This window comes from Siccirubricoccus deserti (assembly GCF_014283215.1).
GTDB classification, from domain to species: domain Bacteria; phylum Pseudomonadota; class Alphaproteobacteria; order Acetobacterales; family Acetobacteraceae; genus Siccirubricoccus; species Siccirubricoccus deserti.
This window is the reverse complement of sequence record NZ_JACOMF010000023.1, coordinates 62,065-76,355: the sequence shown is the minus strand read 5'-3', so window position 1 is coordinate 76,355 and position 14,291 is coordinate 62,065. Positions and strand designations below refer to the sequence as shown.

Annotated in this window: 12 protein-coding genes and 1 tRNA gene; 5 read left to right on the top strand and 8 right to left on the bottom strand. The window is 71.3% G+C overall.

Annotated elements, in window-relative coordinates; translation table 11 throughout:
- Positions 1-177: 177 nt before the first annotated feature.
- The 3 genes from H7965_RS17785 to H7965_RS17775 form a co-directional block, all read right to left on the bottom strand.
- Positions 178-252 (bottom strand) — tRNA-Gln (locus H7965_RS17785).
- A gap of 25 nt (positions 253-277) precedes the next feature.
- A complete protein-coding gene (locus H7965_RS17780) occupies positions 278-1,147 on the bottom strand; it encodes a 4-(cytidine 5'-diphospho)-2-C-methyl-D-erythritol kinase (RefSeq protein WP_186771924.1) in 870 nt (289 codons plus the stop codon).
- Position 1,148: 1 nt separating this feature from the next.
- On the bottom strand, positions 1,149-2,855 hold the full coding sequence (locus tag H7965_RS17775) for a tetratricopeptide repeat protein (protein ID WP_229682688.1): 1,707 nt from the start codon (positions 2,853-2,855) through the stop codon (positions 1,149-1,151).
- A gap of 154 nt (positions 2,856-3,009) precedes the next feature.
- On the opposite strand from H7965_RS17775, the gene H7965_RS17770 reads away from it, so the two are divergent.
- The gene (locus H7965_RS17770) at positions 3,010-3,576 is read left to right on the top strand and encodes a Tat pathway signal protein (protein WP_186771922.1); all 567 of its coding nucleotides are present in this window, start codon (positions 3,010-3,012) and stop codon (positions 3,574-3,576) included.
- Between the two features lie 140 nt (positions 3,577-3,716).
- Here the strand turns inward: H7965_RS17770 and H7965_RS17765 are convergent, their stop codons facing one another.
- Entirely contained in the window at positions 3,717-4,364 is a 648-nt protein-coding gene (locus H7965_RS17765; protein ID WP_186771921.1) for a class II aldolase/adducin family protein, read from the bottom strand.
- A gap of 14 nt (positions 4,365-4,378) precedes the next feature.
- Positions 4,379-6,082, bottom strand: a complete 1,704-nt coding sequence (locus H7965_RS17760) for an electron transfer flavoprotein-ubiquinone oxidoreductase (RefSeq protein ID WP_229682687.1) — start codon at positions 6,080-6,082, stop codon at positions 4,379-4,381.
- 112 nt (positions 6,083-6,194) lie between these two features.
- Here H7965_RS17760 and H7965_RS17755 point away from each other — a divergent pair, with 112 nt between their 5' ends.
- The 4 genes from H7965_RS17755 to moaB all read left to right on the top strand — a co-directional run bounded on the left by H7965_RS17755 (position 6,195) and on the right by moaB (position 11,362).
- Positions 6,195-7,055 (top strand): uracil-DNA glycosylase, encoded by an 861-nt coding sequence (locus tag H7965_RS17755; protein ID WP_229682686.1) that lies wholly within the window; start codon positions 6,195-6,197, stop codon positions 7,053-7,055.
- Positions 7,056-7,191: 136 nt separating this feature from the next.
- The gene (locus tag H7965_RS17750; protein ID WP_186771920.1) at positions 7,192-9,039 is read left to right on the top strand and encodes a lytic transglycosylase domain-containing protein; all 1,848 of its coding nucleotides are present in this window, start codon (positions 7,192-7,194) and stop codon (positions 9,037-9,039) included.
- 172 nt (positions 9,040-9,211) lie between these two features.
- On the top strand, positions 9,212-10,666 hold the full coding sequence (locus H7965_RS17745; protein WP_186771919.1) for a trypsin-like serine protease: 1,455 nt from the start codon (positions 9,212-9,214) through the stop codon (positions 10,664-10,666).
- A gap of 156 nt (positions 10,667-10,822) precedes the next feature.
- Complete coding sequence (moaB, locus tag H7965_RS17740) at positions 10,823-11,362, top strand: molybdenum cofactor biosynthesis protein B (protein WP_186771918.1); 540 nt, start codon at positions 10,823-10,825, stop codon at positions 11,360-11,362.
- Between the two features lie 233 nt (positions 11,363-11,595).
- Here the strand turns inward: moaB and H7965_RS17735 are convergent, their stop codons facing one another.
- The 3 genes from H7965_RS17735 to H7965_RS17725 all read right to left on the bottom strand — a co-directional run bounded on the left by H7965_RS17735 (position 11,596) and on the right by H7965_RS17725 (position 14,290).
- Positions 11,596-12,531 carry a polysaccharide deacetylase family protein gene (locus H7965_RS17735; protein WP_186771917.1) on the bottom strand — a complete coding sequence of 312 codons (936 nt, stop codon included), beginning with the start codon at positions 12,529-12,531 and terminating at the stop codon, positions 11,596-11,598.
- A 13-nt stretch (positions 12,532-12,544) separates the two neighbouring features.
- Positions 12,545-13,417, bottom strand: coding sequence for a polysaccharide deacetylase family protein (locus H7965_RS17730; RefSeq protein ID WP_186771916.1), 873 nt, complete (start codon positions 13,415-13,417; stop codon positions 12,545-12,547).
- A 108-nt stretch (positions 13,418-13,525) separates the two neighbouring features.
- Entirely contained in the window at positions 13,526-14,290 is a 765-nt protein-coding gene (locus H7965_RS17725) for an SDR family NAD(P)-dependent oxidoreductase (protein ID WP_186771915.1), read from the bottom strand.
- Between the last annotated feature and the right edge of the window lies 1 nt (position 14,291).

Genomic DNA, 14,291 nt, shown 5'->3' with positions numbered 1-14,291 from the left:
ATCCGTACTGCCAAAATGGCCTCGGGAGACAAGGCGGCCAAGTGGCGGCCCGAAGCGGCCTGGCCGGCGTCTCTCAGGTACAGTGCCGCCAAGGCCGTCACCTGTGTGGCCGGAAAGCCGGGCCTTTCGCGGGCCGTCTGCGCAAAACCCGGAATCGTCTGCGTCAGGCGGACTGGTTGGTTGGGGCGCCAGGATTCGAACCTGGGAATGGCGGTACCAAAAACCGCTGCCTTACCGCTTGGCTACGCCCCACCATCGCGCTGCGGCTGAATAGGCGTCAGGCCGCCGGGTCGTAAAGCCCCCCGGCGTCACGCCACCACCCATTCGGCAGCAAATCAGCCGCCTGTTGCGCCGCCGCCGATGTCGCGAACAGGCCAAAGCAGGTGGCGCCGCTGCCGCTCATCCGCGCCAAAAGGCACCCCGGCAGCTCGCGCAGCGCCGCCAGGACCTCGGCAACCATCGGGCAGAGGAAAATCGCCGGCGCCTCCAGGTCGTTGCGCAGGGCAGCCAAGTCGCGCGCCATCGCCGCCGCATCCTCCCAACCGTCAGGAAGCACGGCGGGCGGCGTGAAGCAGGCACCGGCGCGGGCGCGGAACACCGCCGGCGTCGCCAGCGCCGCCCCGGGGTTGACCAGCAGCAGCCCGCACTCCGGCAGCACCGGCGCCGTCGAGAGCCTCTCCCCCACCCCGCCCATCCGGGCAGGGCGGGAGGCGACGCAGACCGGCACATCCGCCCCTAGCCCGGCGCCGATCCTCGCCAGCCGTGCCGCACCGAAGTCCAGCCCCCAGAGCCGGTCCAGCGCCCGCAGCGCCGCCGCCGCATCAGCCGAGCCGCCGCCGATGCCGGAGGCGATCGGCAGGCGCTTGGTCAGGGCCAGCGCCGCCCGCGCCTCGATGCCGGCCGCCTCGGCCAGTGCCCGCGCGGCGCGCAGCACCAGATTGTCGGGCTCGGCGGCGAGCCCGGCGGCGAAGGGGCCATCCAGCGCCAGGCTCAGCGCCGCGGCGGGCGCCGCCGCCACCAAATCGGCGGCCGGACCGAACACCGCCAGGCTGTCGAGCAGATGGTAGCCATCCGCCCGCCGCCCTGTGACATGCAGGTACAGGTTGACCTTGGCGGGAGCCAGCTCCCCTGCCTCGAAATGCGACATCTCAGCGCTGGGCGGTGCTGGCGGGGTAGCCGGGCAGGCCGTCGCGCAGCTTCGCCTCGATCTTCGGCATCTCCCCGGGCTCGGGGTCGAGGGTCAGGGCGCGGCGCCACTGGAAGCGCGCTTCCCGCTGCCGGCCCGAGGCCCAATAGGCGTCGCCGAGATGGTCGTTGATGACGCTGCTGCGCGGCTCCAGTTCCACCGATTTCTCCAGCCAGGTGACCGCGCCCGGCATGTCGCCGAGGCGGAACAGCACCCAGCCCAGGCTGTCGGCGATGTTGCCATCCTGCGGCCGCAATTCGGTCGCCCGCAGCAACATGGCCTTGGCGCGATCCAGGTTCTTGCCCTGCTCCGCCCAGGTGTAGCCGAGATAGTTCAGCACATAGGGCTGTTCGGGTGCCAGCGAGAGCGCCTGCAGCAGATCGGCCTCGCCGCGCGCCCAATCGCCGGAACGCTCGCGGGCAATGCCACGGGCGTAGAACAGCGGCCAGTCGCGCGTCGTGCCTTGGCCGCCCCCCTGGCCTGCCTCCTGGGTACTGCGGGCCAGCGCCTGGTCGTAGGCGGCGGCGGCTTCGGCGAAGCGGTTGCGGCGGCGCAGCAGGTCGCCGAGCCGGGCCGCCGGCTGCGGCATGGTCGGCCAAGCCTGGGCCAGGCGGCGGAGCAGCTCCACCGCCTCTTCCGTGCGGTCCAGCTTGTCGAGCAGCGTGGCGCGGCGCAGCCCGACCACCGGGGCCAGCGGGTCGTCCGCGGCGATGCCGTCGAGCACCGCCAGCGCCTGCTCCTCATGCCCCTGGTCGCCCAGCGCATCGGCGGTCAGCACCAGGGCGGGAGCAAAGCCGGGCCGCAGCCGCAGCGCCAGCTGCGCCAGGATCAGCGCGAAATCATTCGAGCCCTGGCCGCGCAGCGCTCCGGCCAGGGCGGTATAGGCCTCCGCCATGCCATCGGCCGGGGAGGCGACGCCGCGGGTGGCGAACAGGCCGCGGCGCGCCGGCTCGGCGGCCGCCAACGCGGCATCCTCGCCGCTGTCGACGATCTGGTCGAGCAGCCGGTTGGCCTCCGCAGTGCGGCCGGCGCGGTGCAGGATGCCGGCAGCCAGCACCGCCAGCCGCCAGGGTGGCTGCGGCTGGTCGGCCACGGCCATGCGGGCCAGGCGCTCGGCCTCCCGCGGCCGGCTGGCGACATCGGCAATCAGGGCCGCATGCAGGGCGTTCAGCGCCCGCAGCCGATTGCCCTCGACCAGCGGGCGGAGCGTCGCCAGCGCCTGGTCCGGCTGGCCGCGGCCATATTGCACCCAGGCCAGCAGAGCCGGTTGCAGCACCTGCACCGGCCCGCTGCGGCCAAGCGTCCGCAGCCGCTGCTCGGCCCGTTCCCAGCGCCCGGCCTGCACATCGGCACCGGCCAGCAGCAGGTTGGCGGCGGCATTCTCCGGCAGCCGGCGGGCCAGCCGCATCGCCTCGCTACGACCGTCGAGCAAGGTGGCGACGAAGGCGCGGGTCAGCAGCTCCGGCTGGCCCGGGTCGGCGCGCAGCGCGGCAAGCAGGCTGTCCGCGGCAGCGCGGGTATCGGTCTCGGAACTGGCGAAGCGGCCGGCGAGATAGGAGCCGAAGGCCCCGGTGAGGGGCAGGCCGGATGCGCTGCGCGGTCCGCGGTCGGACCCGGGGAGCCCGCCGGCGGCGCAGGCGGACAGCAGAGCGGCAGCAAGGAGTGCCAACCGCTGTGGGGGACCTGGAAGGCGCATGGCTCGAAGCTAGCAGCGGTCCCCTGGCCACGCCACCATCGCTTGCCCGGCGTAGCGCCTCACCGAATCGGGATGTTAGAATAGGGAACCATTCCGAAATAATATCATTCGTGCTCGGGTGCTGTTCATGCTCGGCCTGGCTGCGGGCCTGCTGTTGGGGGCCGGGCCGGCCGCGGCGCAGAATCGCTTCAGCCTGATCAACAACACCGGCCAAACGATCGAGCGAGCCTATGTCTCACCCTCGCGGGTGAATAGCTGGGGATCGGACGTGCTCGGCAACGGCGTGTTGCCGCCGGGGCACAGCACCTGGATCGTGCCGCAATTCGGCGACTGCGTGCTGGATGTCCGGGTGGTGTTCCAGGGCGGGGCGGCGGAGGAGCGGCGGCAGGTCAATGCCTGCAGCCTCTCGCGCATCGTCTGGGGCAGCGCGCCGGGCGGTGGCGATCCGAGCTTCCAGTTCGTCAACCAGGCTGGCGTCACGGTGCATGAGCTTTATGTCTCGCTCAGCAGCGACAGCAACTGGGGCCGCGACCGGCTGGGCAATGCGACGCTGGCGCCCGGCACCGGCGTCTGGGTCTCGCTGCCAAGCGGCAAGGTCTGCACCGTCGATATCCGGGTGGTCTACACCGATGGTCGGGCGGTGGAACGGCGCGGGGTCGAGACCTGCTCGGCGCAGGCGCTGAACTTCCGCTGATTCATACCAGCGCCCCTGCAGGTTGAGACGTCCGGGGTTCCTCGAACGCCAGGTGCAAACCTTCGGTTTGCCTGGCTTCGCGCCACCTGGCGCGGGCCGCATTCGTGGCCTCGGCCTGGCCATCAGGCCGGTCCGCTGGCTCAGCCCAACCGCCCGTAATCGCCGAATTGCGCGAAGACCTCGCGCAATTCGGCCTCGGTCAGCAGCACCGGCACGAGGCCGGCGGCGCGCAGCGCCAGGTACTGCCGGGCCAGGTTCTCCACCTCCATTGCCAGGCTCCGCGCCCCCGCCAGGGTGGCGCCGAGCGCGACCACGCCATGGTTCGCCAGCAGCGCCGCGCGGCGGCCTTCGAGGGCGGCGACGCAGGCTTCGGCCAGCGCCGCGGTGCCGAAGGTGGCATACGCCGAGCAACGGATGTCGGCACCACCGCCGAGCGCGATCATGTAATGGAATGCCGGCAGCCCCTGACGGGCGCAGGACAGGGCGGTGGCGAAGGGGCTGTGGGTATGCACCACCGCCCCCGCCTCCGGCCGCGCGGCGTAGATGCCGGCGTGCAGCCGCCATTCGCTGGAGGGCCGGCGATGCCCGGCCAGCACTGTGCCATCCGGCGCCACCTCCACCAGATCGGCGGTGGTGGTCTCGGCATAGGGCAGCGCCGCCGGGGTGATGAGGAAGCCGCGCGGCGTGCGCAATGAGAGGTTGCCGGATTTGCTCGGCATGAAGCCCAAGGAGTCGAGCGCCTGGGCGGCGGCGACGAGGGCTTCCGCCGCAGCGGCTGCTTCGGCCATGGCGCCGCGGCGCCCTACATCCCGCCGATGTAGTTCGGCCCGCCACCGCCCTCCGGCGTCGCCCAGTCGATGTTCTGCGTCGGATCCTTGATGTCGCAGGTTTTGCAATGCACGCAATTCTGCGCATTGATCACCAGCCGGGCGGCGGCGTCGCCGGCTTCCACCGCGGCGCCGCTGCCGGTTGCCTCGGCATCCGGCGTGCCCTTCAGTTCGCGCTCCGCCTCCGGCCCCACCGCCTCATACACCGCGGCCGGGCAGTAGCGGCTTTCCGGGCTGCGGAATTGGTCCCAGTTCACCGCCTTCCATCGGTCCGGATCGCGCAGCTTGAGGTGCGCCGGCTGGTCCTCCTCATGGTTGGTGTTCGACAGGAACACCGAGGACAGCCGGTCGAAGGTCAGCACGCCATCCGGCTTCGGATAGGTGATGCGGGTCGCCTCGCTCGCCTTCTTCAGCGTCTCGTGGTCCTGGTGATGGTTCCAGGTCCAGGGCGCCTTGCCACGGAAGACATAGGTGTCGAGCGCGGCGTTCAGCAGCCCGCCCCACAGGCCGTACTTGGCAAAGCCCGGACGGATGTTGCGCACACCCTGCAGCTCGCTCCAGACCCAGCTCTGCTTCAGCGCCTCGGGGTAGCTCTCCAGCACCGGGGGACGCTGCTCGCTGGCCAGCGCCGCCGCCACCGCCTCTGCCGCCACCATGCCGGATTTCATGGAGGTGTGGGTGCCCTTGATCTTCGGCACGTTGAGGAAACCGGCGGTGTCGCCGATCAGCATCCCGCCCGGGAAAACCAACTTCGGAACGGCCTGGACGCCACCCTCGTTCAGCGCACGGGCGCCGTAGGCGACGCGCTTGCCGCCCTCCAGCATCTTCCGCACCTCCGGGTGCGTCTTGAAGCGCTGGAACTCGTCGAAGGGCGACAGCCAGGGGTTCGGATAGTCCAGCCCGACGACGAAGCCGATCGAGACCAGGTTCTCCCCCAGCATGTAGAGCCAGGAGCCGCCATAGGTGTCGCTGCTCAGCGGCCAGCCGGTGGAGTGCCACACCAGCCCGGGCGTGTGCTTCTCCTTCGGGATCTCCCACAGCTCCTTCATGCCGAGCGCGAAGGTCTGCGGCGCCACGCCCTCCCGCAGCTTGTAGCGCTCGAACAGCTGCTTGGTCAGGGAACCGCGGCAGCCCTCGGCGAACAGCGTGTAGGTGGCGCGCAGCTCCATGCCGGGCTGGTAGTCGGCCCCCTTGCTGCCGTCCTTCTTGATGCCCATGACACCGGCGACAACGCCCTTCACCTGCCCGTCCTCGACAATGGTCTCGGAGGCGGCGAAGCCCGGATAGATCTCGACGCCGAGCGCCTCGGCCTTGGCGCCGAGCCAGCGGCAGACATTGCCGAGCGAGACGATGTAATTCCCGTGGTTGTTCATCTGCGGCGGCGTCGGCAGCTTGAAGGCCCGCGTCGCGGTCAGCAGCATGAAGCGGTCGTCGCCCGCCGGTGTCGCCAGCGCCGGCGGATCCTCGCGCCAGTCCGGCAGCAGCTCATCCAGCGCCCGCGGCTCCAGCACCGCGCCCGACAGGATGTGGGCGCCCAGCTCGCTGCCCTTCTCCACCAGGCAGACCGTGGCCTCGGGCGCAACCTGTTTGAGGCGGATCGCAGCGGCGAGGCCGGCTGGCCCGCCCCCCACGATCAGCACATCGAACTCCATGGCCTCGCGCTCTTCCGCCCCGGACATGCCTGGCTCTCCCACGTTCGCCCCGGATGTAGCCGAGGGGATGGTTGCGCGGAACCCCGCCCAGGGCGGATATGCCAGGGGTTAGGAGCCATGATGCGCGACGGGAACGGCGATGGCGGCTGAGGCGGGGGATGGGATGGCGGAAGCGGTGGCGCTGCTCGCCGCGCTGCGCCTGCAGCTCGACTGGGGCGCCGATGAGGCGCTGGCCGAACTGCCGCTCGACCGCATGGTGGTGCGCCCTCTGTCGCCCCCGCTGGCCGCGCCCGCCCCGCCCCTGCCGCCCGGCGCCGAGCCGCCGGCGGAGCGCCCGGCCGCCGCCCGTGGCCTGGTGCGCCCCGCCCTGGTGGCCTCGCCGCTGGCCGCCACCCCGGCCGGGCAGCAGGCTGCCGCCCTGGCCGCCGGCGCCGACAGCCTGGACGCGTTGCGCGAGGCGATGGCCTGCTTCGACGGCAGCCCGCTACGCGAGACCGCGACCAACTTGGTCTTCGCCGATGGCGTGCCGGATTCCGGGCTGATGCTGGTCGGCGAGGCCCCGGGCGCCGACGAGGACCGGCTCGGCCGCCCCTTCGTCGGCGTCTCCGGCCGGCTGCTGGACCGGATGCTCGCCAGCATCAGGCTGAGCCGGGAGCGGAATTTCTACATCACCAACATCCTGCCCTTCCGCCCACCTGGGAACCGCACGCCAACGGATGCCGAGATCGCCCTCTTCCTGCCCTTCGTGCTGCGCCACATCGCGCTCGCCCGGCCACGCCAACTGGTGCTGCTGGGCGGCGTCGCGGCCAAGGGGCTGCTGCGCTCGAAAGAGGGGATCACAAGGTTACGCGGACGTTGGCATCAAGTAACGATAAAAGAAGACGAGACGCTTCCGGCTCTGGCCACGTTGCACCCGGCCTACCTGCTGCGGAACCCTGGCGCAAAGCGTGATGCATGGGCCGATCTGCTGTTGTTGCGCAGCAGGCTCGCACAGGAATAGCCAACGCGGGCACGAGATGTTTACCCGCCCGGATGCATCCGGGCGCCGGGATTTGCGCGTTGAGATGGTTTCTCTCGGGTGATCTTCAGATTCGGGGTTGCCTTGCACCCTTGCTGACCGGTAACGGGAGCGGGTCATGCGAGCGATCGGCCCCATGGCCCGCGGCGCCCTCCGCCCCCTGCTTGCCAGGGTCCTGGTGGGCGCGGCGCTGCTGGCGGCGGCCTCGGCCCCGTCCGCCGCGCAAAGGGCTATCGACCCCGGCCCCTACGGCCAGACCGCCATGAGCCTGTCCAGGCCGACGCCGAAGGGTGGCGTGGCCGGGCTGCCGCAGGTGCTTGCCCCCTCGGATGCCGCGCGGCTGCGCCGGATCTTCGACCTGCAGCGCCGCGGCGACCTGGCCACGGCGGCGCGCGAGACCGAGCGGCTGGAGGATCAGCGGCTGCTCGGCCATGTGCTGGCCGATCGCTGGCTGCGGCCCGGCGGCGGCCACGCCACCGCGCCCGAGGTCCAGGCCTGGCTGGCCGCCCATGCCGACCACCCGGAAGCGCCCGAGCTGCACGCCCTGCTCGGCCGGCTGCTGCCGCGCGGCGCCCCCCTGCCCGCCCCGCCGCCCGTCGGCGAGGCGCTCTCCCCCGACGCCTCGCTGGCGCCGGAGGAGCGCGAGCCGGCGAGCGCCGCGGTGACGCGCAACCCGGCGCTTGACCGTACTGTGCGCGACCGGGCCAAGGCCGGGAATGTCGAGGCCGCCCTCGCCCTGATTGCCCGCACCCGCGGCATGACCCCGGCCTATGCCGCGGTGCTGCGGGCCGAGCTGGCGATCGGCCTGTTTCGCGGCGGCCGCGATGCCGAGGCGCTGCGCCTTGCCGCCGAGACCTTGCAGTCGGCGCCGGAGAACGGCCTCGCCGCCTTTGCCGCCGGCCTCGCCTCCTGGGGGCTGGAGCGCTGGGAGCTCGCCCTGCCCTATCTCGAGCGCGCGGCCCGCAGCGAGCAGGCGGCGCCAGCGCTGCGCTCGGCCGCCGCCTTCTGGACCGCCCGCGCCGCGGTCCGTGCCCACCAGCCGCAGCTCTACGTCACCTGGATGATGCAGGCGGCGCAGGAGCCGCGGACCTTCTACGGCCTGGTCGCCCGCCGCGCGCTCGGCCTCGCTACCACCTTCGCCTGGGAAGGCGAGCTGAACGGGGAGGCCGAGGCGGCGGCCATCGCCGAGACCGCCGGCGGCTGGCGCGCCCTCGCCCTGCTGCAGATCGGCCAGCCGGCCCGGGCGGAGGCGGAGCTCCGCCAGCTCTGGGCACGGGCACGCAGCAACCCGATGCTGGTGCGCGCCATGCTGGTGGTGGCCGGCCAGGCCGGGCTGAACGGGCTGATCTCCCAGCTCGCCGCCGCCAGCCAGGGGCAGGACGGGCGGCCGCGCGACTTCGCCCGCTTCCCGCTGCCGAAGCTGCTGCCGGCGGGCGGCTTCCAGATGGATCCGGCACTGCTCTACGCGCTGGCGCTGCAGGAAAGCCGCTTCGACACCATGGCGGTTTCCCCGGCCGGGGCGCGCGGGCTGATGCAGCTGATGCCCGCCACGGCGAGCTATGTGGCGCGCGATCCCTCGCTGCTGAACGAGAGCGTCCACCGCTTGCACGACCCGGCCTTCTCGCTCGAGCTCGGCCAGCGCTACCTCCACCACCTGGCGCAGCACGATGGGGTGGAGGGCAACCTGATCCGGCTGCTGGCGGCCTACAACGCCGGCCCTGGCAATCTGCTGCGCTGGCTGCCGGCCAGCGGCCACCGCGACGACCCCTTCCTGTTCACCGAGAGCATCCCGATCGACGAGACCCGCGAATTCGTCAAGCGAGTGCTGGCCTATAGCTGGATCTACGCCTCCCGCCTCGGCCTGCCGGCGCCAAGCCTTGACCAGCTGGCGGCCGGAAGCTTCCCGAAGTTCAGCCGGCCGGCGGAGGTCACGGCCATGGTGCAGCGGGTGCGCGCACCGCGTTAGCGGCGGCGCCGCAGCCCGCATCGCCGCGGGTGGCGCGCCGCCGCTTCAACCAGGCGTGATCGCGGCCGGCCGAGATCAGCGACCGGCGTCACACCGGCTTCCCACACCATCACGGGCGGAATCGGCGCGCCGCGGCTGCGCCGAGGTCCCACCCGTGAAGGAGGATGCGCCCATGGCTTCCCGCCCCCTGCTGCTGCTCGGGCTTCTCGGCGGCATCGCCTGGCATGGCCCGGCCGGAGCGCAGCCGCCGCCGGAAAATATCGGCACCGTCCAGCAGCCACTCGTCGTTCCCGGTACGGTGGTGGATGCCGCGACGCGCGAGGCGCAGGGGCTGCTGACCCTGACAACGCCGGAGGGCCGCTGCAGCGCCTCCATGCTCAACGACTACTGGGCCATCACCGCGGCGCATTGCGTCTATTCGAGGGCCGGGACCTGCCCGGTCTTCGCCGCGAACCAGCTTCAGCTGACCGCGGACTGGCCACGGAACGCCGGCGGCTGGGTCGGCGGCAGCAAGACCGTCCAGGCCCGCCAGGTCGTCGTCTATGGCACGCCCGTGTCCTGCCCGACCTCCCTCCGCGGCACCCCGAACGACATCGCCATCCTGCAGGTCGGGCTGCATGATTTCGGCCGCTCGGATGTGCGCGAGCGCAAGCTTGAGGCGCAGCGGCCGCAGTCCAATGCGGCGGTGACCGCCTTCGGCCGTGGGATCAACGCCCTGGCCTTCATGCAGGGCACGACGCCGATGCCGAGCGTGAGTGATGGCGCGTATCGCTCGGTGGAATTCGCCATCACCGGCGTCGAGACCAATGAATTCTCCTTCTTCGGCGGGGCGGGGGCGGTGATCGCCGGCGGCGACAGCGGCGGCCCATCCCTGATCCAGGACTGGGACAATCCGCTCTCGCCGCAGCGGCGGCTGGAATGGCGGCTGATCGGCGTGCATTCCCGCTGTTCCACCACCTGCCTGGCCGGGCAGAGCTGCACCGGCGCCAACGCCTGGCGCTGGGTCTCGCAGGTCAACCAGTGCTGGGACGCCAGCATCCTGCCGGTGCGCGAAGCCATCCTCGCGGCCATCGCCGCGGTGCCGCCGGATGACGGCTTCGTCGGCGATTTCGGCCGCGTACCGCCGGAGGTGCTGGCGCGGAAGCGGGCGCTCTACGCCGTCAATATCGATGAGCCGCTGGTGGCGCCGGCCGGCGCCGCCATTGACGTGCAGCTCACTTTCGAGTCCTGCCACAGCCTCCGGGTCGTCCAGGGCTGCCCAGTCGAGCCGCGCTACGAGATCTGGTCCTACAACCCCGCCACGCACCAGATCCTGCACACCGAGAGCGGAAAATGCCTGAACATCTCCGGCGCGCGGCATGATCCGGGGGCCTGGATCATCCTTTACCCCTGCGTCAACGCGCCGAACGAGCGGTGGACCGCGACCGGCACCTCGGTGCTGACCTTCCGCAGCGACCTGACCGGGCTTTGCCTGCATGCCGTCCCGGGGCGGCTGGGCCGGCGCACCCAGGTGGGCTTCACCCTGCCCACCCCCGGCACGCTGACGCAGATGCCCTGCGATGGCAGCACGGCGCAGCAGTTCCGCGACGTGGATGCCGACTGGGCGCGGCGGAACGGGCCGCGTTGACCCGCCGGGGCAGATCGCCTGAAGGCGTGAATCCGCCCTGAGAAGCGGCAGGCCGGATCGGATCGCGGTCCCAACCAGGCTGCGATCCGATCCGGGGCTTCGCGTCGGCGGCTGGCATGCCCATTATCCCATGCCAGCCCGACGCGGAGCCCCGCCATGTCCATCGACGAGAGCCTGCCCTTCGTCCCGGTCAATATCGCCGTCCTGACCGTCTCCGACACCCGCGACCTCGCCTCCGACCGCAGCGGCCAGACCCTGCAGGAGCGGATCGAGGCGGCGGGCCATCGCTGCGTGGCGCGGGAGATCGTGAAGGATGAGGCGGATGCCATCGAGGCGGTGCTGCGCCGCTGGATCGCCGACCCCAGCATCGACTGCGGCATCACCACCGGCGGCACCGGCATCACCGGCCGCGACGTGACCCCGGAAGCCTTCAAGCGGGTGCTGGAGAAGGAGATCGAGGGCTTCGGCGAGCTGTTCCGCATGCTCAGCTACCGCAAGATCGGCACCAGCACCATGCAGTCCCGCGCCCTGGGCGGTGTCGCCGGCGGAACCTACCTTTTCGCCCTGCCCGGCTCGACCGGGGCCTGCAAGGATGCCTGGGACGACATCCTGCTGTTCCAGCTCGACGCCCGGCACAAGCCCTGCAACTTGGTCGAACTGATGCCGCGGCTGCAGGAACACCTGCGCGCCGCGTGACGCCCGGCGTCTCAGGCAGCCCCGCGCCCGCCAGCGCCGGCGGTGGCGCCGTCGCACCACGGTGATGCTGGCATTCCGCAGCAGCCCACCGACGCTGTCGGCACCTGGGGGGTACCGGCGAAGTGCAACCTCGACGGCGGGGCGGCCTGGCTGGGGAAGGCGTCGCCTTCCCGAGCCCCATTTGCCAGGGTTGAAGGCACTACCTGCAACGGCACCCCCCTGGACCGCCCGGCTCAGCTCAGGCTGTCGGAGTGTTCCTGCCAGATGCTCGGCGTCAGCCGCAGGGTCGTGACCGGGTAGCGGGTGGACCAGTGCGCCGCGCATTCCTGGCCGGTCGCCGCCCAGACGCCAGGGAAGCTGCCGAGATGCGCCAGGAATCCATCCAGCATGCGCAGCCGATGCGGAAAGCCGATGGCATGCGGGTGCAGCACCATCGAGAACTGCCGGCCGCGCCGGTACTGCGCCTCGAACTCCGCCCGGCAGTTGCGGAACAGCGCATCGGCATGCTCCAGCCCGGTGCCCTTGGCTGGAAACAGCAGGAAGAACTGGTCGTCGAAATGGTAGTAATAGGGCAGTGTCAGCATGGCCTGCCGCGTCGCCACATCCGTCACCCACCAATGCGGCACGTCATCGGCCAGGCCATTGCCCATATAGGCGTAGCCGGCCTCGATCAGCAGCGCCATGGTGTGCGGGCTGATGCTGCCGCCGGCGAATTTGTCGCCTGGCCGCGCCAGCGAATACCAGCCCATCGGGCGGTAGCCAGTGGCGGCGGCGATCATCGCCGTGGTGCGGTCGAGCCGCGCCCTCTCCTCCGCCCGGTCGAGGCCGCTGACATCCTCATGCCGGTAGCCATGCGCCGCGATCTCATGGCCTTCGGCGGCCAATGCCTGTACCCGGTCGGCATGGATTCCGGCGATCACCGCCGGCACCGCGAAGGTGGCGCGCAGCCGGTGCTTGCGCAGCACGCCGAGCAGCGCATCCAGCCCGCCATGCATCCCGTATTGCGCATCCGGCGTGCGCAGGTCGGCCGCCTGGATGCCGGCCGGCCCGCAGGGTGGCGAGAGATCCACCGTCAGCGTCACGCAGCAGCGCGCGCCGCCCGGCCAGGCCACCTCGGCATCGGCCAGGCTGCGCTCGTCGGAGATGGTGTAGCCGTCCTTCCAGGGCATGGTCCCGCTCCGCTCAGGCCGTGGGTGGGCAGGTGGCGAGGCAGTGGCGCGCCACCGCCTCGCAGCTCGGGAACCACACCCCCGGCAGGGTCTTCATCCGGCTGAACAGCCGGTCCAGCATGGCAATGCGCAGCGCCCGGCCGGAGACGAAGGGGTGCAGGCAGATGTTGAGATAGCCGCCCACCTCGTATTGCTGGCGGAAGGCCTCCCACCACAGCTCGAACACCCGGTCGGGGTCGGTGATGCGCTGCGCTGCGTTCTCGCTGTTCAGCCAGGCGAAGCTGAAGAACATCGCGTCGTCGATGGCATAGTGGAAGGGCAGGTTGAGCATCGCCCCGCCGCCATCGGCGTCATGGATGTAATGCGGCCGGTGGTCCGGCACATCCTCCGACGCATAGAGGAAGCCTTCGGCACGGAGCAGCGCATGGCTGTGCCGGCTGCGGGTGCCGATCGGCCGCCGGCCGGTCAGCCGTTCCAGCGCCGCCGCGGTGCGGCGCAGATGCGCCGCCTCTACCGCCGGCTCCTTCGGCACGCGGTGTTCCCACATGTGGTCGGCCACTTCATGCCCGGCGCGCGCCGCCGCCCGCACCGCCTCGGGATATAGCTCGCAGATCCGGCCGGGGGTGAAGATGGTGGCGGTGATGCCATGGCTGCCGAACAGCTCCAGCAGCCGCCAGATGCCCACGCGGCCGCCGAACTCGCCCTTGGCCAGTTGCATCGGCGGCTCGCCCAACAGCCGGCGCAGCAGCATGGCGTCGAAATCGGCGGTGACGTTGACGGCGATGCGGGCGCCCTCCGGCCAGGCGCAATCCTCGATCACCTGGTGCCGCGCAGCGTAGCCGGTCGCCGCCGCGCGCAATTCCTCAAGATCGCTGTCGAATGCCATGACGCCGACGGTCCGATCCTGCTGTGGGGGCCCAAGGGTCGGACGAATCGGCACGCGGGATCAAGCCCCGGAGCGTGATCGCTGGAACATGGAACAGCCGATCAAACTCTAGCGCCCGCCGGCGACGTCGAGCGTCACGCCGGTGACGTAGCTGGCCTCCTCCGAGGCTAGGTACAGCACCGCATCGGCGATCTCGCGCGGCTGGCCGGCACGGGCCATCGGCACCATGCGCTTCGGGCTGTGCTCCAGGGTCGCGTTCATCTCGGCGAAGACCGCGCGGGTGCGATCGGTCTCGATCGGGCCGGGGGCGACGGCGTTGATGCGGATGCCATAGGGCGCCACCTCCCAGGCGACGTCGCGGATGAAGCCGTGGATGCCGGCCTTGGCCGCGGAATAGGCGGCCGCACCGCTGTGCGCCGCGGACCAGGGCGTGCCCTCCTTCGCGCCGGAGGACATGCAGACGATGGCGCCGGATTTGCGTTCCATCATCCCTGGCAAAACCGCGCGGGTGCAGAGGAAGGCCGAGCGCAGGTTGAGCCGGATGGTGAAATCCCAGGCCTCGGCCGACATCTCCCAGATCCGCTGGTTGCGGCTGCCGCCGACATTGTTGACCAGCACGTCGATCGCACCGCATTCCGCGGCAATGCGGGCGAAGCCCTGCTGCACCACCGTTTCCTCGGTCACGTCGCCGGGCAGCGCCAGCACCTGGGCACCCTGGCCGCGCAGGGTCGCCGCGATGCGCTCCAGCCCCGCCGAATCGATGTCGAACAGCGCGAGGCGGGCTCCTTCCGCGCCAAGGCGCAGCGCGATGGCCTCGCCCAGCCCATTCGCCGCGCCAGTGACGATCGCCAGCTTGTCCTGCATCCGGCCCATG

Excerpts from the sequence above, each read along its gene's own strand:
- H7965_RS17780 (WP_186771924.1), bottom strand. The coding sequence starts at position 1,147 with ATGTCGCATTTCGAGGCAGGGGAGCTGGCTCCCGCCAAGGTCAACCTG.
- H7965_RS17770 (WP_186771922.1), top strand. The coding sequence starts at position 3,010 with ATGCTCGGCCTGGCTGCGGGCCTGCTGTTGGGGGCCGGGCCGGCCGCG.
- H7965_RS17765 (WP_186771921.1), bottom strand. The coding sequence starts at position 4,364 with ATGGCCGAAGCAGCCGCTGCGGCGGAAGCCCTCGTCGCCGCCGCCCAG.
- H7965_RS17760 (WP_229682687.1), bottom strand. The coding sequence starts at position 6,082 with ATGTCCGGGGCGGAAGAGCGCGAGGCCATGGAGTTCGATGTGCTGATC.
- H7965_RS17755 (WP_229682686.1), top strand. The coding sequence starts at position 6,195 with ATGGCGGCTGAGGCGGGGGATGGGATGGCGGAAGCGGTGGCGCTGCTC.
- H7965_RS17750 (WP_186771920.1), top strand. The coding sequence starts at position 7,192 with ATGCGAGCGATCGGCCCCATGGCCCGCGGCGCCCTCCGCCCCCTGCTT.
- H7965_RS17745 (WP_186771919.1), top strand. The coding sequence starts at position 9,212 with ATGGCTTCCCGCCCCCTGCTGCTGCTCGGGCTTCTCGGCGGCATCGCC.
- moaB (WP_186771918.1), top strand. The coding sequence starts at position 10,823 with ATGTCCATCGACGAGAGCCTGCCCTTCGTCCCGGTCAATATCGCCGTC.
- H7965_RS17735 (WP_186771917.1), bottom strand. The coding sequence starts at position 12,531 with ATGCCCTGGAAGGACGGCTACACCATCTCCGACGAGCGCAGCCTGGCC.
- H7965_RS17730 (WP_186771916.1), bottom strand. The coding sequence starts at position 13,417 with ATGGCATTCGACAGCGATCTTGAGGAATTGCGCGCGGCGGCGACCGGC.
- H7965_RS17725 (WP_186771915.1), bottom strand. The coding sequence starts at position 14,290 with ATGGGCCGGATGCAGGACAAGCTGGCGATCGTCACTGGCGCGGCGAAT.